Source organism: Xanthomonas sp. 3307, from assembly GCF_014199735.1.
GTDB classification, from domain to species: domain Bacteria; phylum Pseudomonadota; class Gammaproteobacteria; order Xanthomonadales; family Xanthomonadaceae; genus Xanthomonas_A; species Xanthomonas_A rydalmerensis.
The window spans coordinates 291,417-307,741 of record NZ_JACHOG010000003.1; the positions used below are offsets into that span (position 1 = coordinate 291,417).

At 70.2% G+C, this 16,325-nt stretch carries 13 protein-coding genes; 8 read left to right on the forward strand and 5 right to left on the reverse strand.

Going from position 1 to position 16,325, the window contains the following annotated elements; all coding sequences use genetic code 11:
* The first annotated feature begins 51 nt into the window (after positions 1–51).
* Together GGR64_RS09870 and GGR64_RS09875 are read left to right on the forward strand one after the other, a co-directional pair.
* Positions 52–1,911: an ABC-F family ATP-binding cassette domain-containing protein gene (locus GGR64_RS09870; protein ID WP_160969073.1), complete on the forward strand. Its 1,860-nt coding sequence runs from the start codon at positions 52–54 to the stop codon at positions 1,909–1,911.
* Positions 1,912–2,002: 91 nt separating this feature from the next.
* The gene (locus GGR64_RS09875; protein WP_184645536.1) at positions 2,003–2,518 is read left to right on the forward strand and encodes a YcxB family protein; all 516 of its coding nucleotides are present in this window, start codon (positions 2,003–2,005) and stop codon (positions 2,516–2,518) included.
* 312 nt (positions 2,519–2,830) lie between these two features.
* Here the strand turns inward: GGR64_RS09875 and GGR64_RS09880 are convergent, their stop codons facing one another.
* Together GGR64_RS09880 and ampR are read right to left on the reverse strand one after the other, a co-directional pair.
* The gene (locus tag GGR64_RS09880; protein WP_260302979.1) at positions 2,831–3,121 is read right to left on the reverse strand and encodes a hypothetical protein; all 291 of its coding nucleotides are present in this window, start codon (positions 3,119–3,121) and stop codon (positions 2,831–2,833) included.
* A 206-nt stretch (positions 3,122–3,327) separates the two neighbouring features.
* Positions 3,328–4,206: a LysR family transcriptional regulator AmpR gene (gene ampR, locus GGR64_RS09885; RefSeq protein WP_184645540.1), complete on the reverse strand. Its 879-nt coding sequence runs from the start codon at positions 4,204–4,206 to the stop codon at positions 3,328–3,330.
* Positions 4,207–4,304: 98 nt separating this feature from the next.
* Between ampR and bla the strand changes: the two genes are divergently transcribed.
* Genes bla through GGR64_RS09900 form a run of 3 tightly spaced genes read left to right on the forward strand, consistent with a single transcriptional unit; the run spans position 4,305 to position 6,398 of the window.
* A complete protein-coding gene (bla, locus tag GGR64_RS09890) occupies positions 4,305–5,213 on the forward strand; it encodes a class A beta-lactamase (protein WP_184645542.1) in 909 nt (302 codons plus the stop codon).
* 55 nt (positions 5,214–5,268) lie between these two features.
* Positions 5,269–5,409 carry a hypothetical protein gene (locus tag GGR64_RS09895; protein ID WP_184645544.1) on the forward strand — a complete coding sequence of 47 codons (141 nt, stop codon included), beginning with the start codon at positions 5,269–5,271 and terminating at the stop codon, positions 5,407–5,409.
* 41 nt (positions 5,410–5,450) lie between these two features.
* The gene (locus GGR64_RS09900) at positions 5,451–6,398 is read left to right on the forward strand and encodes an alpha/beta hydrolase (RefSeq protein ID WP_184645547.1); all 948 of its coding nucleotides are present in this window, start codon (positions 5,451–5,453) and stop codon (positions 6,396–6,398) included.
* 123 nt (positions 6,399–6,521) lie between these two features.
* On the opposite strand, the gene GGR64_RS09905 is transcribed toward GGR64_RS09900, so the two are convergent.
* Together GGR64_RS09905 and GGR64_RS09910 are read right to left on the reverse strand one after the other, a co-directional pair.
* Positions 6,522–8,678 (reverse strand): phospholipase C, phosphocholine-specific, encoded by a 2,157-nt coding sequence (locus GGR64_RS09905; protein WP_184645548.1) that lies wholly within the window; start codon positions 8,676–8,678, stop codon positions 6,522–6,524.
* Between the two features lie 70 nt (positions 8,679–8,748).
* Positions 8,749–11,145, reverse strand: a complete 2,397-nt coding sequence (locus GGR64_RS09910; RefSeq protein ID WP_184645550.1) for a TonB-dependent receptor — start codon at positions 11,143–11,145, stop codon at positions 8,749–8,751.
* Positions 11,146–11,612: 467 nt separating this feature from the next.
* Here GGR64_RS09910 and GGR64_RS09915 point away from each other — a divergent pair, with 467 nt between their 5' ends.
* Positions 11,613–12,887, forward strand: a complete 1,275-nt coding sequence (locus tag GGR64_RS09915; protein WP_184645552.1) for a cation:proton antiporter — start codon at positions 11,613–11,615, stop codon at positions 12,885–12,887.
* Between the two features lie 71 nt (positions 12,888–12,958).
* Positions 12,959–13,300, forward strand: a complete 342-nt coding sequence (locus GGR64_RS09920) for a zinc ribbon domain-containing protein (RefSeq protein WP_184645554.1) — start codon at positions 12,959–12,961, stop codon at positions 13,298–13,300.
* A gap of 166 nt (positions 13,301–13,466) precedes the next feature.
* Here the strand turns inward: GGR64_RS09920 and GGR64_RS09925 are convergent, their stop codons facing one another.
* Positions 13,467–14,177 carry a DUF3011 domain-containing protein gene (locus GGR64_RS09925; RefSeq protein WP_326520328.1) on the reverse strand — a complete coding sequence of 237 codons (711 nt, stop codon included), beginning with the start codon at positions 14,175–14,177 and terminating at the stop codon, positions 13,467–13,469.
* A 394-nt stretch (positions 14,178–14,571) separates the two neighbouring features.
* On the opposite strand from GGR64_RS09925, the gene aspS reads away from it, so the two are divergent.
* Positions 14,572–16,323: an aspartate--tRNA ligase gene (gene aspS, locus GGR64_RS09930; protein WP_184645558.1), complete on the forward strand. Its 1,752-nt coding sequence runs from the start codon at positions 14,572–14,574 to the stop codon at positions 16,321–16,323.
* Positions 16,324–16,325: the final 2 nt, after the last annotated feature.

Here is a 16,325-nt window from a genome sequence, read left to right on the forward strand (position 1 = left end):
CGGCGTCGGCGAAGCGGCTACACTTCCGCCTCGCTAGCCGAGTGCCCTGCCTTGATTTCCCTACGTAATTTCGCCTTGCGCCGCGGCGAGCGGCTGTTGCTGTCCAATGTCGACCTCACCCTGCATGCCGGCTACCGGGTGGGCGTGGTCGGCCGCAACGGGGCCGGCAAGTCCAGCCTGTTCGCGGCGGTGAAGGGCGAACTGGAGGCCGACAAGGGCGACGTCGACCTGCCCGGCAAGGTGCGCATCGCCAGCGTCGCCCAGGAAACCCCCTCGCTGCCGGACCCGGCACTGAGCTTCGTGCTCGGTGGCGACACCGCGGTGGCCGCGGTGCTGAGCGAAGAGGCCGAGGCGACCGCGCGCGAGGACTGGGAGGCGGTCGCCGCCGCGCACACCAAGATGGCCGAGATGGGCGCCTACGACGCCGATGCGCGTGCCGGCAAGCTGCTGCACGGCCTCGGCTTCCCGGCCGAGACCCATCACCGCGCGGTGTCCTCGTTCTCCGGCGGCTGGCGCGTGCGCCTGAACCTGGCGCGCGCGCTGATGATGCCCAGCGACCTGCTGCTGCTCGACGAACCGACCAATCACCTCGACCTGGACGCGGTGTACTGGCTGGAGCAGTGGCTGCTGAAGTATCCGGGCACGCTGCTGCTGATCTCGCACGACCGCGAGTTCCTCGACAACGTCGCCACCCACACCCTGCACCTGCACGGTGGCGGCGCCAAGCTCTATCCGGGCGGCTATACCGATTTCGAACGTCAGCGCGCCGAACAACTGCGCCAGCAGCAAATCGCGCACGAGAAGGAACAGGCCGAGCGCGCCCACCTGCAGAGCTTCATCGACCGCTTCAAGGCCCAGGCCAGCAAGGCCGCGCAGGCGCAGAGCCGGATGAAGCGTCTGGCCAAGCTGGCCGGTACCGAAGCGGTGCGCGCCGAGCGCGAGTTCCGCATCGAATTCGCGCCGCCGGCCAAACTGCCGTTCTCGCTGATCCGCCTGAACCATGTCGAGGCCGGCTACGGCAGCGACGCGGTCATTCTGCACAACGTGGGCTTCGGCCTGGAAGCCGGCCAACGCATCGGCCTGCTCGGCCCGAACGGTGCCGGTAAGACCACGCTGGTGAAGACCCTGGTGGGCGAGCTGGCGCCGCTTGCAGGGGAACGCGCCGCCCATCCGGACCTGCGCATCGGCTACTTCGCCCAGCACACGGTGGAATCGCTGCATGAAGGCCAGTCGCCGATGGAACACTTCCGCGACCTGGCCCCGGATGCGCCGAACCAGGCGTTCCGCGACTTCCTCGGCAAGTGGAATTTCCCGGGTGACCGTGCGTTCGAGCCGGTGGACGGCTTCTCCGGCGGCGAGCGCGCGCGCCTGGCGCTGGCGCTGATCGCCTGGCAGCAGCCGAACGTGCTGCTGCTGGACGAACCGACCAACCATCTCGACCTGGAAATGCGCGAGGCGCTGGCCGAGGCGCTGGCCGATTTCGACGGCGCCATCGTCATGGTCTCGCACGACCGCCACCTGATCGGCCTGGTCTGCGATACCTTCTGGCGCGTGGCCGACGGCGTGGTGGAGCCGTTCGACGGCGACCTCGACGCCTACGCCGCGTGGCTACGCACCCGGCCGGCCGCGCAGGGCACCAAGCAGAAACTGGCCGAGGCCGCGCCGACCCCGCCGCCGCCGGTCAAGCCGCTGCCGGCGAAGAAGCCGCCGAACCCGCACAAGCTGGCCGCCGCGGAGAAGCGCGTGGGCGAACTGGAAGCCACCCTGGCCGAGCTCGATCGCCAGCTCGCCGACCCGCGCAGCTATGCCGATGCGGAGAAGATGGCGGTGCTGGGCCGCGACCGCGAAGCGACCGCGCGCGATCTGGCGCAGGCCGAGCAGGCGTGGATGGAGTTGATCGACGGCGCCTGATGGCATCGCACAGGCCGGCCGCGCGCAACGCGGCCGACGCCCCATCCCGCAGGCCCGGCCGGCGCGGTCATGCCTTCATGGAGCGACGACGATGATCAGCGGCACCATCCGCCTGGACGATTTCCGCGCTGCGCAACGCCTGCATCATCGATACAAGCTGCGCCGCGCACTGATGCGGATGGGCGGTGCGTTCCTGCTCGGCGTATTGCTGTTGTTGTCTGACGCGCGCGGTGGCTGGGCGAGCGTCCTGGGCGAGGCGCTGGTCTTCTTCAGTTGCGGTGCTCCGATCTGGCTGGCCTTGTGGTACGGCTGGGTCGTGCCGAGCAAGCTGCTGTTCCTCTACGCGCAGCAGGAGTCGCTGCGGCATCGCTTCACCTATGCATGGGACCAGGTGGGCATCCGCATCACCTGGCCGAACGGCGAGGTACACCGCCGCTGGCGCGATTACGTCCGGTATCGCGAGAGTCCGCGGGTGTTGCTGCTGTACCACAACGACGGCATGTTCGACGTGGTGCCGACGGCATGGTTTGCCGACGCCGCACAGCGCGACGCGTTCCGGCGGCTGGCGGCGCGGGTGGGAACCGGAACTGGCAAGTCCACCGTGTAGCAGGCGCTCAGGTTGCGGCGTGCGCTGGACATGCATGCGATGTGGATGTCCGCGCTTGGTCCAGGCACGCCGGAGCGCGAGTGGGCACACCCCCTGTGGGAGGGGCTTCAGCCCCGACGCCTCACTGTCCCAGCCGACGGAAAGCCCCACCCGCAAGGCATGCGCAAGCGCCCAGGGCCCGGGCGCTGCGCGTGGCCAGCGCGGACGCTCTGGCGGCAGTGACACACGTGCCCCAGCGCCATGGTCGCGATGGGTGTGTCGGCTAGAAGAGGACGGTCGGTTCGGCCGGCGCGTTGCGCCGGCCTGCGGTGCTCAGGCAGCGGCGCTGGCCACGACCAGCAAGCCGCCGGCGATCGCTGCCCAGTCCAGCGGCGTGCGCGAGCGCAGGCTCTTCAGTGAGGGGCGGGCGGTCGGCGTGGGTCGCAGGCCGGCCTTGAGCGCCATCAGCGCCAGGCCCGCGGCGCTGAGCGCCCAATGCCATTCGCTGGCGCCACCGCGCAGGAAATAGGCCAGATGCAGCACACACAGACAGGCCAGTACGGCGGCCAGCACGACGTCACGCGAGACCAGGCCCGGACGGGTGGTCAGGACACCACGGTTCATCAACATGTTTCCCCCTGGACGATAGGCGCCTTCCCCGGCGCACACTGCGACTGCGACCGGGATCATATTTCGGGCTTGCACGGCCGCCAAGCGGCAGTGCACAAAATCTTCACATGGCTGTCAAAGCCTGCTGGTAGGCGTAGCAAGGCACGTGCCGGATGTGCGCAGGTGGCGTGGAAGGCGACGTGCAGCACTGGCCCTGCCGCTCAGTCGGGATGTGCGGCCTGCTCGGCCAGCAACCATTCGCGCAGCCGCCGCCCCGCGTCGCTTTCCGCCCGCGAGCGCAATCGGGTCAGCCAATAGCGGCCCAGGTCGATGCGGGTCGGAAACGGGCATACCAGGCGCCCGGCATCCAGGTCCTGGGCGAACAGCCGCAGCGGCAGCAGGGCCACGCCGTGGCCGGTCGCGGCGATGCTGGCCAGGGTCAGCGAGGCATCGCAGATCGGGCCGCCGGCCTGCACCTCGGGCGCGCCGGCGGCCTGCAGCCAGCGCGGCCATTCGTCCAGCCGGTAGGAGCGCAGCAGGTTGGTCCTTGCCAGGTCGGCGGGCGTGCGCAGCAGCGGCGCCAGTGCCGGTGCGCACACCGGTGCGAACGGTGCATCCAGGACCGGCGTGGCGTACTGGCCCTGCCAGTCGCCGTCGCCGAAGCGGATCGCCAGGTCCAGGCCTTCGCCGGCCAGGTCGACCCGGTTGTTGTGGGTGTACACGCGCAGTTCGATGCCCGGGTGCGCGGCGTGGAAGGCGTCCAGCCGCGGCAGCAGCCAGCCCACCGCGAAAGTGCCGACCACGCCCACGCTCAGCGTCTCGCGATAGCGACCGCCGGCGAAGCGCTGCAGGGTGGAGGCGATGCGGTCGAAGGCCTCGGTCAGCACCGGATGCAGGCGCAGGCCTTCGTCGGTCAGGGCCACGCCGCGCGGCAGGCGCTGGAACAGCACCACGCCCAGGCGCGCCTCCAGTTGCTTGATCTGGTGGCTCAGTGCGGCCTGGGTCACGCACAGCTCGGCCGCGGCGCGGGTGAGGTTCTGGTGCCGCGCCGCGGCCTCGAAGGCGCGCAGGGCGTTCAGCGGCAGGTGCGGACGGATCATTGCCAGGTATCAATTGGGCTCATGGGTGCGATTGAATAACCTCGCTGGTGGGGGCAGGTCAATGCGGCCATCATCCTGGCTCCCGACGGAGGTGGACGATGCTGACGAGACGATGGTTCCTGCAGGGCGTGGGCATGGGCGCGAGCCTGCTGGCGGTGGCTGCAGTGCAGGCAAAAGCGCCGCAAAACAAGGCGCCAACGCTACAGCAGCGACTGGCCGAGATCGAGCGGCGCAGCGGTGGCCGGCTCGGCGTGAGCCTGCTCGACGGCAGCGGCGCGGTGCTCGGCGGACAGCGCCAGGACGAGCGCTTCCCGCTGTGCAGCACCTTCAAATTTCTATTGGCGGGGGCGGTGCTGCAGCGGGTCGATCGCGGCGAACTGACCCTGGAGCGGCGCCTGCCGGTGCGCAAGGCGGATCTGCTGGGGAATTCGCCGGTGTCCGAGCGCCATGTGGGCGGCACGCTCAGCGTGGCCGAGCTGTGCCGTGCGGCGATGATCTACAGCGACAACGCCGCGGCCAACCTGCTGCTGCCGCTGGTCGGCGACCCGCCCGGCGTGACCCGCTTCCTACGTGCGCTGGGCGATACGCAGACCCAACTGGATCGCAACGAGCCGGGCATGAACGATTTTGTCGCCGGCGATCCGCGCGACACCACCACGCCGGCGGCGATGGCGGCGACGATGCGCACCCTGCTGCTCGGCGAGGCGCTGCAACCCGTCTCGCGGCAGCGCCTGATCGGCTGGATGCGCGACAACCGCACCGGCAAGGATTGCCTGCGTGCTGGCCTGCCGGCGGGCTGGCAGATCGGCGACAAGACCGGCAGCAACGGCACCGATACCCGCAACGACATCGCCATCGTGTGGGCGCCAGGACGGCCCACGCCGCTGCTGCTGACCGCCTATCTCAATGGCGCCACGGTCGACGGCGCCGCGCGCGATGCGGCGCTGAAAGCGGTGGCGCAGGCGGTGGTGGCCACGCTGCCGGCGCAGGCGCCGCGCGCCGCCTAGTCGCTCTCCGTAGGGCTGACTTCAATCGCGACGGGCTTTACTGGGAAGGTCCGTCGTGGCTGATCCCACAAAAGGCGACAACAGCCGTTCCTGCTCGACGCTGCTCGCGATCATCGGCGTCGCCATTCTGTCTATGTCGCGCGCGATCGCCTGCGTTGTACCCAACGGCCACAGCCGCCGCGGCCGTGCCACCTGATCGTGCGGTCCCTTCCAGTCCCTTCCTGTTCGGAGCGTCCCATGCGTCGATTCGTGTGCTGTTCGTTCGCCATCGCCCTCGGGCTGTTCGCCCACGCCGCGCAGGCACGGGTCTGGGAACCCTCGCCCGGCCACGTGCAGGTGCCGATCTGGCCCGGCGCGGTGCCGAACGCCCTGCCGCATCCGAAGCCGGAAACGGCCGGTCCGGGGGCCAGGATCGACAACGTCAGCCGGCCGACCATGACGGTCTATCCGGCGCAGGGCCACAACACCGGCGCTGCGGTGGTGGTGTTTCCCGGCGGCGGCTACCAGATGCTGGCGATGGATCTGGAGGGCACGGACATCTGCGACTGGCTGACCTCGCGCGGCATCACCTGCGTGTTGCTGAAGTACCGCGTGCCGAACTCGGGCCCGACCTGGGTCGATGGCCATCGTTACTACCCCAAGGTGCAGACCGCACTGCAGGACGCGCAGCGCACGCTGGGCCTGGTGCGCCAGCAGGCCGCGACCTGGGGCGTGGACCCGCACAAGATCGGGGTGATGGGCTTTTCCGCTGGCGGCCACTTGGTGGCTGCGGCGAGCACGCACTTCGCCCAGCGCACCTATCCGCTGGTGGATGCCGCCGATCGCGTCAGCTGCCGCCCGGACTTCGCCATCGCCGTGTACCCGGGCCATCTGTGGGTGCACGAGGACGAGGACGCCGACACCCGCGATTTCACTGATCTGGCGTTGCGTCCGGACATCCGCGTCGTCGCCGACACCCCGCCGACCTTCCTGCTGCAGGCGCAGGACGACTACGTGGACGGCATCTCGCAGGTGCTGGCGTACTTCGTCGCACTCAACCACGCCGACGTGCCGACGGAAATGCATATCTACGCCAAGGGTGGCCACGCTTTCGGTCTGCGCGCCAAGAACCTGCCGATCGCGCAGTGGCCGCAACTGGTGGAGACCTGGCTGCATACGATCGGGATGCTTGAGAGCCGGGATTAGGGAGTCGGGATTGGCAAAAGCGTGTCAGCGCGCGGATTGCGCTTTCACGAATCCCAAATCCCAAATCCCAAATCCCGGACGTTGTCACGAATCCCCAATCCCGACTCCCCAATCCCGCCCGCCTCAGACGGGTCCCGGTCCTTGATAGTTGGGCGGGCCCTCCTGATACAGCCGCGCCGGCCCGCCCATCGCCGGGTCGCTGATGCCGGGCTTGCCGGTTTCCACGCGGCCGGCCAGGCGCTGACGCGCGTGGTCCTGGACCAGCCACAGGTCGTACCAGCCGCCGCTCGGCTTGGCGCTCCAGCGCATGCGCTGCTCGGCGCCGGGCGCCAGCGTCACCTGCTGGCGCGGCTGTGCCTGCGCATAGGCGGCCGGTTCCAGAGACACGCTGAGCGGGTCGGGGCCGGGATTGCGCAGCACCAGGCACAGCGTCTGCGCGTCGTCCGGGTCCTGGACGATGTCGGCCTGCAGCAGCGGAGCGCTCAGATCGCCGCGGTAGTGGCGGTGGAAACCGTTGGGGCCGAGCAGCCACAGGTCGTAATCGCCGTCGTAGGTGGTCCAGGTGCCGTCCAGGCTTGCACCGGCGCCCACCGTGTAGCGGCGCGGGATCGACTCCAGCAAGTAGCGGTCGTAGACGTGCAGCACCGCCGCGGCGCCGGTGTTGGTCATGCGCAACTGCACTTCGCCGCGCTCGAGCACGTACTGCAACTGCACCGTCGGCCGATACGGCAGCGCGCGCGAACGGCGTACGCCGAACGCCTGTCGTGGCGCCTGCAACTGCGTCGGCAGCGGCGGCAGCGCATGCTCGTGCAGCGCCGCGGCTCGCGCTGCCGCCTCGCGCACATCCGGCAGGTCGGCGACGAAGGGGCGGGTGTCGGCCTGGCGGAAGTCGAAGGCGTCGAGCAGGTCGCCGCAGACCGCGCGGCGCCACGGGGTCAGGCCGGCGGCGGCGACGCCGAAGCGGCGTTCCAGCAGGCGCAGCACCGAGGTGTGGTCGTAGACCTGCGAATCGACCCAGCCGCCACGGCTCCATGGCGAGATCACGTACAGCGGCACGCGCGGGCCGAGGCCGTAGGGGCGTCCGCGCAGCTCCGGCGGGTCGGCCTTGGCGTCGCCCGGTGCCGGGTGCAGGTGGTATTCGTCGTCGGTGGGGATGCTGGAGGCGCCGGCCCAGCCGCCGGCCGAGGACGGGTCGGGCGAGGGCGGGGCCGGCGGCGGCACGTGGTCGAAGAAGCCGTCGTTCTCGTCGAACATCAGCAGCAGCGCGGTGCGCGCCCACACCTTGGGATCGGCGGTCAGCGCGTCGAGCACGCGCGCGGTGTAGGCCGCGCCCTGCGCCGGGCTGGACGGATCGGGATGCTCGCTGCCGGCGGCGTCGGCGATGATGAAGCTCACCGACGGCAGCCGCGCGGCCAGCACGTCCTCGCGCAACTGGGTCAAGCTGCGGCTGGAAACGCCGCGTGCGCGCAATTGCGGATCGTGCCCGGGCGCACCGCGCCAGGCCGCGCGGAACGGCGCGAAGCCGGCCAGCGGGTTGTCGGTGAAGTTGTCGGCCATGTCCTGGTAGATCTGCCAGGACACGCCGGCCTGCTGCAGCGCCTCGACGTAGCTGGGCCAGCGGTAGTCGTCCGGGGCGCCGCCCAGTTCCGGGAAGTTGTCGTGCGAGTTGGCGATGACCGGGCCGCCGGCGCGGGCGTGCGGATCGTTCTGCCCGGTCCACAGGAACACGCGGTTCGGATTGGTGCCGGCCTGGATCGCGCAATGGTAGGCGTCGCACACGGTGAAGGCTTCGGCCAGGGCGAACTGGAACGGCAGGTCGTCGCGTTCGTAGTGGGCGAGTGCGTGGTCGCGCTTGGCCGCCGGCCATTGGCCCATGCGGCCGTGGTCCCAGGCCTGCTGTGCGTTCGGCCAGGTATGCGGGGTGCCCTGCACGCGCATGGTGGCGAAGTTCTGCGCGGTGCGCAGCGGGAACGGTGCCAACGGGCGGCTGCCGTCGGCGCTGGGCTGCAGCCACACCGTGCGCGCGGCGATGCCGGGCAGCGTCGGCGCGGGAATCGGGAAGCGGTCGCCGAAGCCGCGCACGCCGGCCAGGCTGCCGAAGTAATGGTCGAAGGCGCGGTTCTCCTGCATCAGGATCACCACGTGCTGCAGATCGTCGAGGGTGCCGCTGCGCACGTCCGGGGCGATCGCCGCGGCGCGGGCGATGCTCGGCGGCAGCAGTCCGGCGGCGCTGGCGGTGAGGCCGGCGCGGAGCAGCCGGCGGCGGGTCTGGTCGGTCATGGCGGTCCGGGGAAACACAAAACGACGGCAGCCGCGATCGGCTGCCGCCGCGAGACTGCCACGGCGCCGGTTACAGGTCGACCATGAAGGTCAGGCCGACCGTGCGCGGTGGCGCGATGAAGGCGCTGTCGCTGCCGTCCACGCCGTTGAGGTAGCGCTTGTCGGTGAGGTTGCTGATCACCAGGTCCAGTTTGGCCTGCTGCAACTGCGGCGAAAGCCCGCCCAGGGCGATGCCGAGATTGGCGTCGAAGGTGGTCACCGCATCCAGCGCCGCGCTGTTGGCCGCGTCCAGGTAGCGCCGGCCCAGGTAGCGGCCGGACAGGCCGCCGTGCCAGCGCTGGCCTTGCCAGTCGGCCGACAGCACCAGGGTCTGCCGCGGCTGGCCGATCACCTGCGAGCCCGGTGCGATCTCCAGTGCCTGGTCGCGCGCGGCGTTGCCGCTGCCCAGGTAGGTCGCCTTGTTGTAGGTGTAGGCGCCGTTGAGCCGCCAGCCGTTGTCCCAGGCGTAGCCCAGCGCCAGTTCCACGCCGCGCGCGTGCACGCCGCCGAAGTTCTCGTAGACGCCGTCGGTCTCGCCCAGGTAGTCGATGCCGGTGACGAAGTTGGCCGGCACGTAGACGATGCGGTTGTCGAAGCGGATGTCGTACAGGGTGATGCTGCCGGTCAGCGGCCAGCGGCTCATGCGCAGGCCCACCTCGACGTTGTCGGCGGTTTCCGGCTTGACCTTGCTCAGCACCAGCGGATCGGTCTCGCCGAGCACGCCGGAGGGGATCGCGGCGAAGTTCTGCGAGAAGCCGGCGAAGGCCTCCACGCCCTTGAGCGGCGTGGTCCAGGTCAGGCCGGCGGAGACCAGCGGATCGGAGTGCGAATTCGATTCGATGTGCGCGGCGTCGCCGATGCGGCGGTCGCGGGTCTGGTCGACGAAGAACTGCTTCACGCCCACGCGCCAGGCGAAGTCGCCATAGCGCATCACGTCCTCGGCGTAGTACATCTGCTCGTCGGTGCGGTAGTCGTCCTTGAACTGCACCCAGTACGGCACGTGGTCGAAGGCGATGTTGGTGCCGACGTCGAGCAGGCGGTGCCAGTCGCGGGTGACGCTGCGGTCGTAGCGTTCCAGCCACAGGCCGCCGCGCACGGTGTTGTGCAGCCCGCCGACGTCCTGTGCCCATTCCACGTCGGCGGTGATGCCGCCGCGCTGGTTGTCGTAGTGGCTGTGGCGGTAGGACTGCACCGGCAGCGAGCCGGCCGGATAGCAGGCCGGGTTGGACTCGGCCGGCAGGGTCGCGGTGTCGGCGCAGCCCGGCAGCATGCTCGCGGCCGCGCCGCTCGGGGTGACGAAGTAGAGCTTGCCCAGGGCATTGCCGCCGTACACGGTGCGGCCGCCGGTGTATTCGGATTCCGGACGCCCGGCGCCGTCGTTGGTGACGTCCACCAGGTAGGGCGGGATCCAGTCGCCGCGGCCCTTCATGCCGTGCCCATAGCCGGTCAGGGTGGCCTTGAAGCCGTTGCCGCCATCGAACTGGCCGCGCAGGTAGCCGAAGGTGTTCTTGCGCAGCGCGCGCGAACCGGAGCGGTAGTTCTGGTCGTAGTAGGGGATACCGGTGAGCCTGCCGGTGAGCAGGTCGTGGTCCGGATCGGTGGCGAACTGCGCCGGGGTGACGCTGCTGTATTCCGATTCGTTGGCGTCGTCGTAGGACAGGTAGCCGCTGAGTGTCCACGCGCCGAGGTCGCTGACGAACTTGCCGGCCAGGTGGTCGCGGGTGGTGTGGCCGCTGCCGTCGATCCAGTCGTCGTTGCTGGCGTGCGAGCCACTGACCCAGGCGCGGGTGCCGCCGAGGTCGCCGCTGTCGTAGCGCGCGTAGTACTTGCGCGCCTGGTTGTCGCCGATGCCGAAGGCCATGCGCACGCGCTGCTGGTCCAGCGGCTCGCTGGTGAGGAAGTTGAGGGTGCCGCCCAGCGCTTCGTTGGAGCGCGAGGCGATGTCGGCGGTGCCCTGGCTGACCTCCACCGTCTCCAGGTCCAGCGTGTCGATGAAGCGGTTGGCCTTGGCGCCGCCGCCGTAGGCCGAACCGCCGTTGGGCACGCCGTCGATGGTGGTGCCGATCTGCTGGTCGTCGCGGTTGGTGACGAAGCCGCGCATGCTGATCTGGGTGCCCCAGTCGGAGGAGCCGAACGCATCGGCCTCGGTGGCGATCACCCCGGGCAGTTCGTTGAGCGCATCGTTGACGCTGCTCATCGCGAACTGGCGGTCCAGCGCCTCCTTGCTGACGTTGATCTTGGCGTAGGTGGTGGCCTGGCCGAGCACCTGCACCTGGTCCAGGGTCGAGACCCGGTCGCTGCTGTCGGACGGGGCCGTGCCGTCGGCGCCGTCGCTGGCCTCGGCGGCGTGGGCGCAGCCGAGGCTGGTGGCCAGCGCCAGGGCCAGCAGGGTCGGGGCAGGGGTGCGGAAATACGCCGAAACGGTCATCGGGTGCGCGGCTTGCGTGAGGGGCGCTCATGGTCCGATCGAGCGGTTTCGTGCGTGTGACCGCGATCTTGCGAATTCATGCATCATGCGCAAATCGGCATGAAAGACGAGCCTGGCGCGATGCGGCGGCGTGCGAAGCGGCGTGGCGGCGCTTGCGCCGCCTTCCGGGCGTGGGGCGTTGGCGCGCGCCACCCAGATGGTGGACGGCTGGCCGCTAGGATTGCCCTTCAGCGAAATCGCTGCGTGTGCGACGCCGCCGTTGGCGCCCGCGTCAGGCACGACTGCCGGCATGCGCGATGGTTTCTTCGCAGCGAGGCCCTGTCCTCGCGTAGACGTGCAGCCTCCTCCGGCGCAGCACGGGCGCGCGACCGCGCCCGGAGTCCGGCCGTGATGGCGCACCACACGAGCAAACCGGCATCATCGCCCGCTGCCGCCGCCGGCGGGCCCGCACTGGAACCTCCTGCCCGATGAGCCACGAACTGATCTACCTGCTGCTGATCTTCGCCCTGCTGGTGATCCCGCGCGCGTTGCAGCGCTTCAAGATGCCGGCGCCGCTGACCTGCCTGCTGTTCGGCATCATCGCGATGCTGGCGATGGGGCCGCGTGCGCACGACCCGGTGGTGACCCTGCTGGCCACGCTCGGCATTTCCTCGCTGTTCCTGTTCGCCGGCCTGGAAGTGGACCCGAAGGCGCTGCGCCGCGGCTTGTGGCCGCTGCTGCTGCACCTGGTGGTGCGCGGCGGCACCCTGTTCGGTGTCGGCTGGCTGGCCTGGCGCTACGCCGGGTTGTCGTGGCAGGCGGCCGGATTGCTGGCGCTGGCCCTGCTGACGCCGTCCACCGGTTTCATCATCGAGTCGCTGGGGCGGCTGGGGCTGGACGAGGAAGAGCGGTTCTGGGTCACCAGCAAGGCCATCGCCGGCGAGTTGCTGGCGCTGGCGGCGCTGTTCGTGATCCTGCAGGCCGGCGATCCCTGGCAGATGGGCCTGTCCAGCCTGGCGCTGGTGGCGATGCTGGTCGGCCTCCCCCTGCTGTTCGTGGCCCTGGGGCGCTGGGTGGCGCCGCAGGCGCCGGGGTCGGAGTTCTCGCTGCTGGTGATGGTCGGCCTGATCGCCGCCTACATCACCTATTCGCTGGGCGTGTACTACCTGGTCGGCGCGTTCATCGCCGGGCTGGTGGCGCGGCTGCTGCGCCAGCGCATGCCGCTGCTGGCCTCCGACGAGAACCTGCAGGCGGTGCGCCTGTTCGCCTCGTTCTTCGTGCCGTTCTACTTCTTCAATGCCGGCACCAAGGTGCCGAGCGGGGCGCTGAGCCTGCAGGCGCTGGGCCTGGGCCTGGCCCTGACCGCCTGCGTGCTGCCGCTGCGCATCGGCATCCTCTGGCTGCAGCGGCGGGTGCTGTTCGGCGAGGGCGCGCGCAGCAGCCTGCGGGTGTCGCTGGCCCTGTCGCCGACGCTGATCTTCACCCTGGTCCTGGCCGGGATCCTGCGCGACCGCTTCGCCATCGCCGACGCGCTGTTCGGCGCATTGCTGCTGTACGCGGCCCTGACCACGCTGCTGCCGGCGCTGCTGCTGCGCATGCCCTTCGACGTCAGTCCGCTGGAAGCGGCGCCGCCTGCACCGGCGGATGCCGCGTCTGCGCAGGCGCCGGCCGAGCCGGTGGCGGAGGCGTCCGAGACGCCTGCGCCGACGCTGCCCGCGGGCGTGCCGGAGACGGCGCCGCGGCCCCAGCCCGGGCCGGCATGAGCGAAGACGCTTGAAAGCCGGCGTGCGGCCCCCATACTGGCCGCCTCCGTTGCTATCGCGTTTTTGCCGCCATGCCGATCTACGCTTTCCAATGTGCCGCATGCGGTCACAGCTTCGACCGCCTGCAGAAACTGTCCGATCCCGATCCGGAGACCTGTCCGTCCTGCGCCGCCCAGGCGGTCAAGCGCCAGCTCACCGCGCCGGCGTTCCGCCTGTCCGGCAGCGGCTGGTACGAGACCGACTTCAAGAAGGACGGCGACAAGAAGCGCAACCTCGCCGAGTCGGGCAGCACGGGCGGTAGCGGGGACAGCAAGCCCGCAGCCGCAGCTGCGGCGTCCGACGCACCGGCCAAGCCCGCGGCGGCGACCACGCCCGCCGCGGCGCCCACCGCAGCTAAGCCTGCGGCGACCTGAGTCGCGCCTCGGCCAACTGCCCGGTCGCTTCGCTCTTCGTAGGAGCGGCTTCAGCCGCGACCAGGCGTTACCCGGTCGCGGCTAATCCAAAAGAGCGGCAAGCGCCGCCCCTAACTCGACATATCACGCCATGCATCGGGCCGCGCGGCCCGGCGTTCGCCCTGGCTCAGCGCGCGCCGAAGCGTGCCCGGCAGCCGCCGTTGACCCACACCGTATTGCCTTCGTAGCCCCAGCTGCGGCCTTCCGCGCAGGTGGTGCCGGACAGTTGTTCGATCAGCACCGGGCGGCCCTGGCGGCGGTCCCAGGCGCAGGTGCGCAGGCGCTTGTCGTCGCTGCTGCAGGTCACCGTGTAGCCGTTGTCCAGCGGCGGCCGGCCTGGTCCCCAGCCACCGCCGCCGCGGCCCTCGGCGAATTCGCCGCGACAGCCGTCGTCGACCCACACCGCGCCGTCGCGCGACCCCCAGGTGCGGCCCTCGATGCAGCGGGTGTCGGATAGCTGCCGCACCAGCGTGGCGTTGCGCCAGCCGGTCGGGCACACGCGCTGGCGCTGGTCCTGGCTTTCGCAGCGCACAGTGCCGGCCACGCCGCCACCGCCACCGCCCCAGTTGCCGCCTGGTGCGCCGCGGCCTTCGACGAAGCGGCCGCGGCAGCCCTGGTCCACCCACACCACGCCGGGTGCGGAGCCCCAGGTGCGGCCTTCGATGCAGGGCGAATCGGACAGGGTGCCGACCAGCCGGGCTGGACCGCGGAACGGCGTTGCGCATTGCTGGCGGCGGCGGTCGTTGCTGGAGCAGGCGACGGTGCGGCCGTCGAAACCCGGTTCCTGCCGCCAGCCGCTGCCGTTGCCGCGCAGCGAGGTGGCGATGTCCTGCTGGATGTTGCCGAAGCCCCAGCCGCGGTCGATCTGGTCCAGGTAGAACTCGAGCTGATCGTCGGGGATCTGCCGGCCGCGCGACTGGTCGGCGTACTCGCGTTCGATCACCCGGACCCGGCCGGGGACCGACAGTTGCCGCAGGTCCTGCGGGGCGTAGGCGCGGGCGCTCTGGGCCGCCGCAGGTGCGCTGGTGAGGGCCAGTGCGGCGATCACCAGCCAACCGCCAAGGTGCTTCAACATGGGTTCTCTCCTCCCCGTGAATGGTGCGCGGACTATAGCCGCAGGCCAACTTAAGCCAGGATGAGCCATGCGCGATTTGCCCGCGCCGACGCGCCGCCGCAGAATACCGGGCTTGCCGGCGCCTTCTGCGCCGGCCGCCCCCTGTTTGGAGCTAGCGATGCGTACCCACTTCTGCGGCCTGGTCGACGAGACCCTGATCGGCCAAACCGTCACCCTGGCCGGCTGGACCGACGTGGCCCGCAATCTCGGCGGCGTGTGCTTCATCGACCTGCGCGACCACGAAGGCATCGTGCAGGTGATGGTGGAGCCGGAGAACGCGGAGGTGTTCAAGGTCGCCGCCAGCCTCGGCTACGAGGACGTGCTGCAGGTCGAGGGCGTGGTGCGTGCGCGGCATGCGGTCAACGACAAGCTGCGCAGCGGCAAGGTCGAAGTGATCGCCACGTCCATCACCGTGCTCAACAAGGCCGCGCCGCTGCCGTTCCATGCGCACGAGAACCCGGGCGAGGAAACCCGCCTGAAGTATCGCTACCTGGACCTGCGCCGTCCGGAGATGCAGCGCATGCAGCGCACCCGCATCAAGCTGGTGCAGGCGCTGCGCCGCTACCTGGACGAGCGCGGCTTCCAGGACATCGAGACCCCGATCCTGACCAAGGCCACCCCGGAAGGCGCGCGCGACTTCCTGGTGCCGGCGCGCATGCATCCGGGCGAGTTCTACGCGCTGCCGCAGTCGCCGCAGCTGTTCAAGCAGATCCTGATGGTGGCCGGCTTCGACCGCTACTACCAGATCGCGCGCTGCTTCCGCGACGAGGCGCTGCGCGCCGACCGCCAGCTCGAGTTCACCCAGCTCGACATGGAGTTCGCCTTCGTCCGCGAGCGCGACGTGCAGGACTTCGTCGAAGCCATGGTCCGCGCCATCTTCAAGGAGGTGGTCGACGTCGAGCTGGACGCCGAATTCCCGCGCATGACCTGGGCCGAGGCCATGCGCCGCTACGGCTCGGACAAGCCGGACCTGCGCATCGCGCTGGAGCTGACCGACGTGGCCGACCTGGTCAAGGACAGCGACTTCGCAGTGTTCAGCGCCGCGGCCGCCGATCCCGACGGCCGCGTCGCCGCGCTGCGCATTCCCGGCGGCGCCAGCCTCTCGCGCAAGCAGATCGACGAGTACGCCGCGCATGCCGCCAAGTACGGCGCCAAGGGCCTGGCCTACGTCAAGATCGCCGACAGCGGCGAGATCAGCTCGCCGATTCAGAAGTTCTTCGGCGAGGCCGCGTTCGCCGCGCTGCTCGCCCACGTCGGCGCCGGCAACGGCGACATCGTGTTCTTCGGCGCCGGCGCCTACGGCAAGGTCTCCGACTTCATGGGCGCGCTGCGCCTGAAGGCCGGCAAGGACTTCAACCTGGTCGCCGACGGCTGGCGGCCGCTGTGGGTCACCGACTTCCCGATGTTCGAGTGGGACGAGGAGGCGCAGCGCTACGTCGCCCTGCACCACCCGTTCACCGCGCCGGCGGTGGACGACATCGCCGAGTTGCGCACGCATGCCAAGACCGCGGTGTCGCGCGGCTACGACATGGTGCTCAACGGCAACGAGATCGGCGGCGGTTCGATCCGCATCCATCGCCCGGACATGCAGAGCGCGGTATTCGAACTGCTCGGCATCGGTGCCGAGGAAGCGCGCGCCAAGTTCGGCTTCCTGCTCGATGCGCTGAACTACGGCGCGCCGCCGCACGGTGGCATCGCCTTCGGCATCGACCGCATCGCCGCGCTGATGGCCGGCACCGAGTCGATCCGCGACGTGATCCCGTTCCCCAAGACCACCGGCGCGCAGGACCTGATGACCGACGCGCCGTCGCCGATCGCCGACGCGCAGCTGGCCGAAGTGCACGTGCAGGTGCGCCCGCGGACGCAGTGACT

Bases quoted from the DNA above. Each gene is read 5' to 3' on its own strand.
- GGR64_RS09880 (WP_260302979.1), bottom strand. From the start codon at position 3,121: ATGAACCGTGGTGTCCTGACCACCCGTCCGGGCCTGGTCTCGCGTGAC.
- GGR64_RS09910 (WP_184645550.1), bottom strand. From the start codon at position 11,145: ATGACCGTTTCGGCGTATTTCCGCACCCCTGCCCCGACCCTGCTGGCC.
- bla (WP_184645542.1), top strand. From the start codon at position 4,305: ATGCTGACGAGACGATGGTTCCTGCAGGGCGTGGGCATGGGCGCGAGC.
- GGR64_RS09915 (WP_184645552.1), top strand. From the start codon at position 11,613: ATGAGCCACGAACTGATCTACCTGCTGCTGATCTTCGCCCTGCTGGTG.
- GGR64_RS09875 (WP_184645536.1), top strand. From the start codon at position 2,003: ATGATCAGCGGCACCATCCGCCTGGACGATTTCCGCGCTGCGCAACGC.
- aspS (WP_184645558.1), top strand. From the start codon at position 14,572: ATGCGTACCCACTTCTGCGGCCTGGTCGACGAGACCCTGATCGGCCAA.
- GGR64_RS09920 (WP_184645554.1), top strand. From the start codon at position 12,959: ATGCCGATCTACGCTTTCCAATGTGCCGCATGCGGTCACAGCTTCGAC.
- GGR64_RS09905 (WP_184645548.1), bottom strand. From the start codon at position 8,678: ATGACCGACCAGACCCGCCGCCGGCTGCTCCGCGCCGGCCTCACCGCC.
- ampR (WP_184645540.1), bottom strand. From the start codon at position 4,206: ATGATCCGTCCGCACCTGCCGCTGAACGCCCTGCGCGCCTTCGAGGCC.
- GGR64_RS09900 (WP_184645547.1), top strand. From the start codon at position 5,451: ATGCGTCGATTCGTGTGCTGTTCGTTCGCCATCGCCCTCGGGCTGTTC.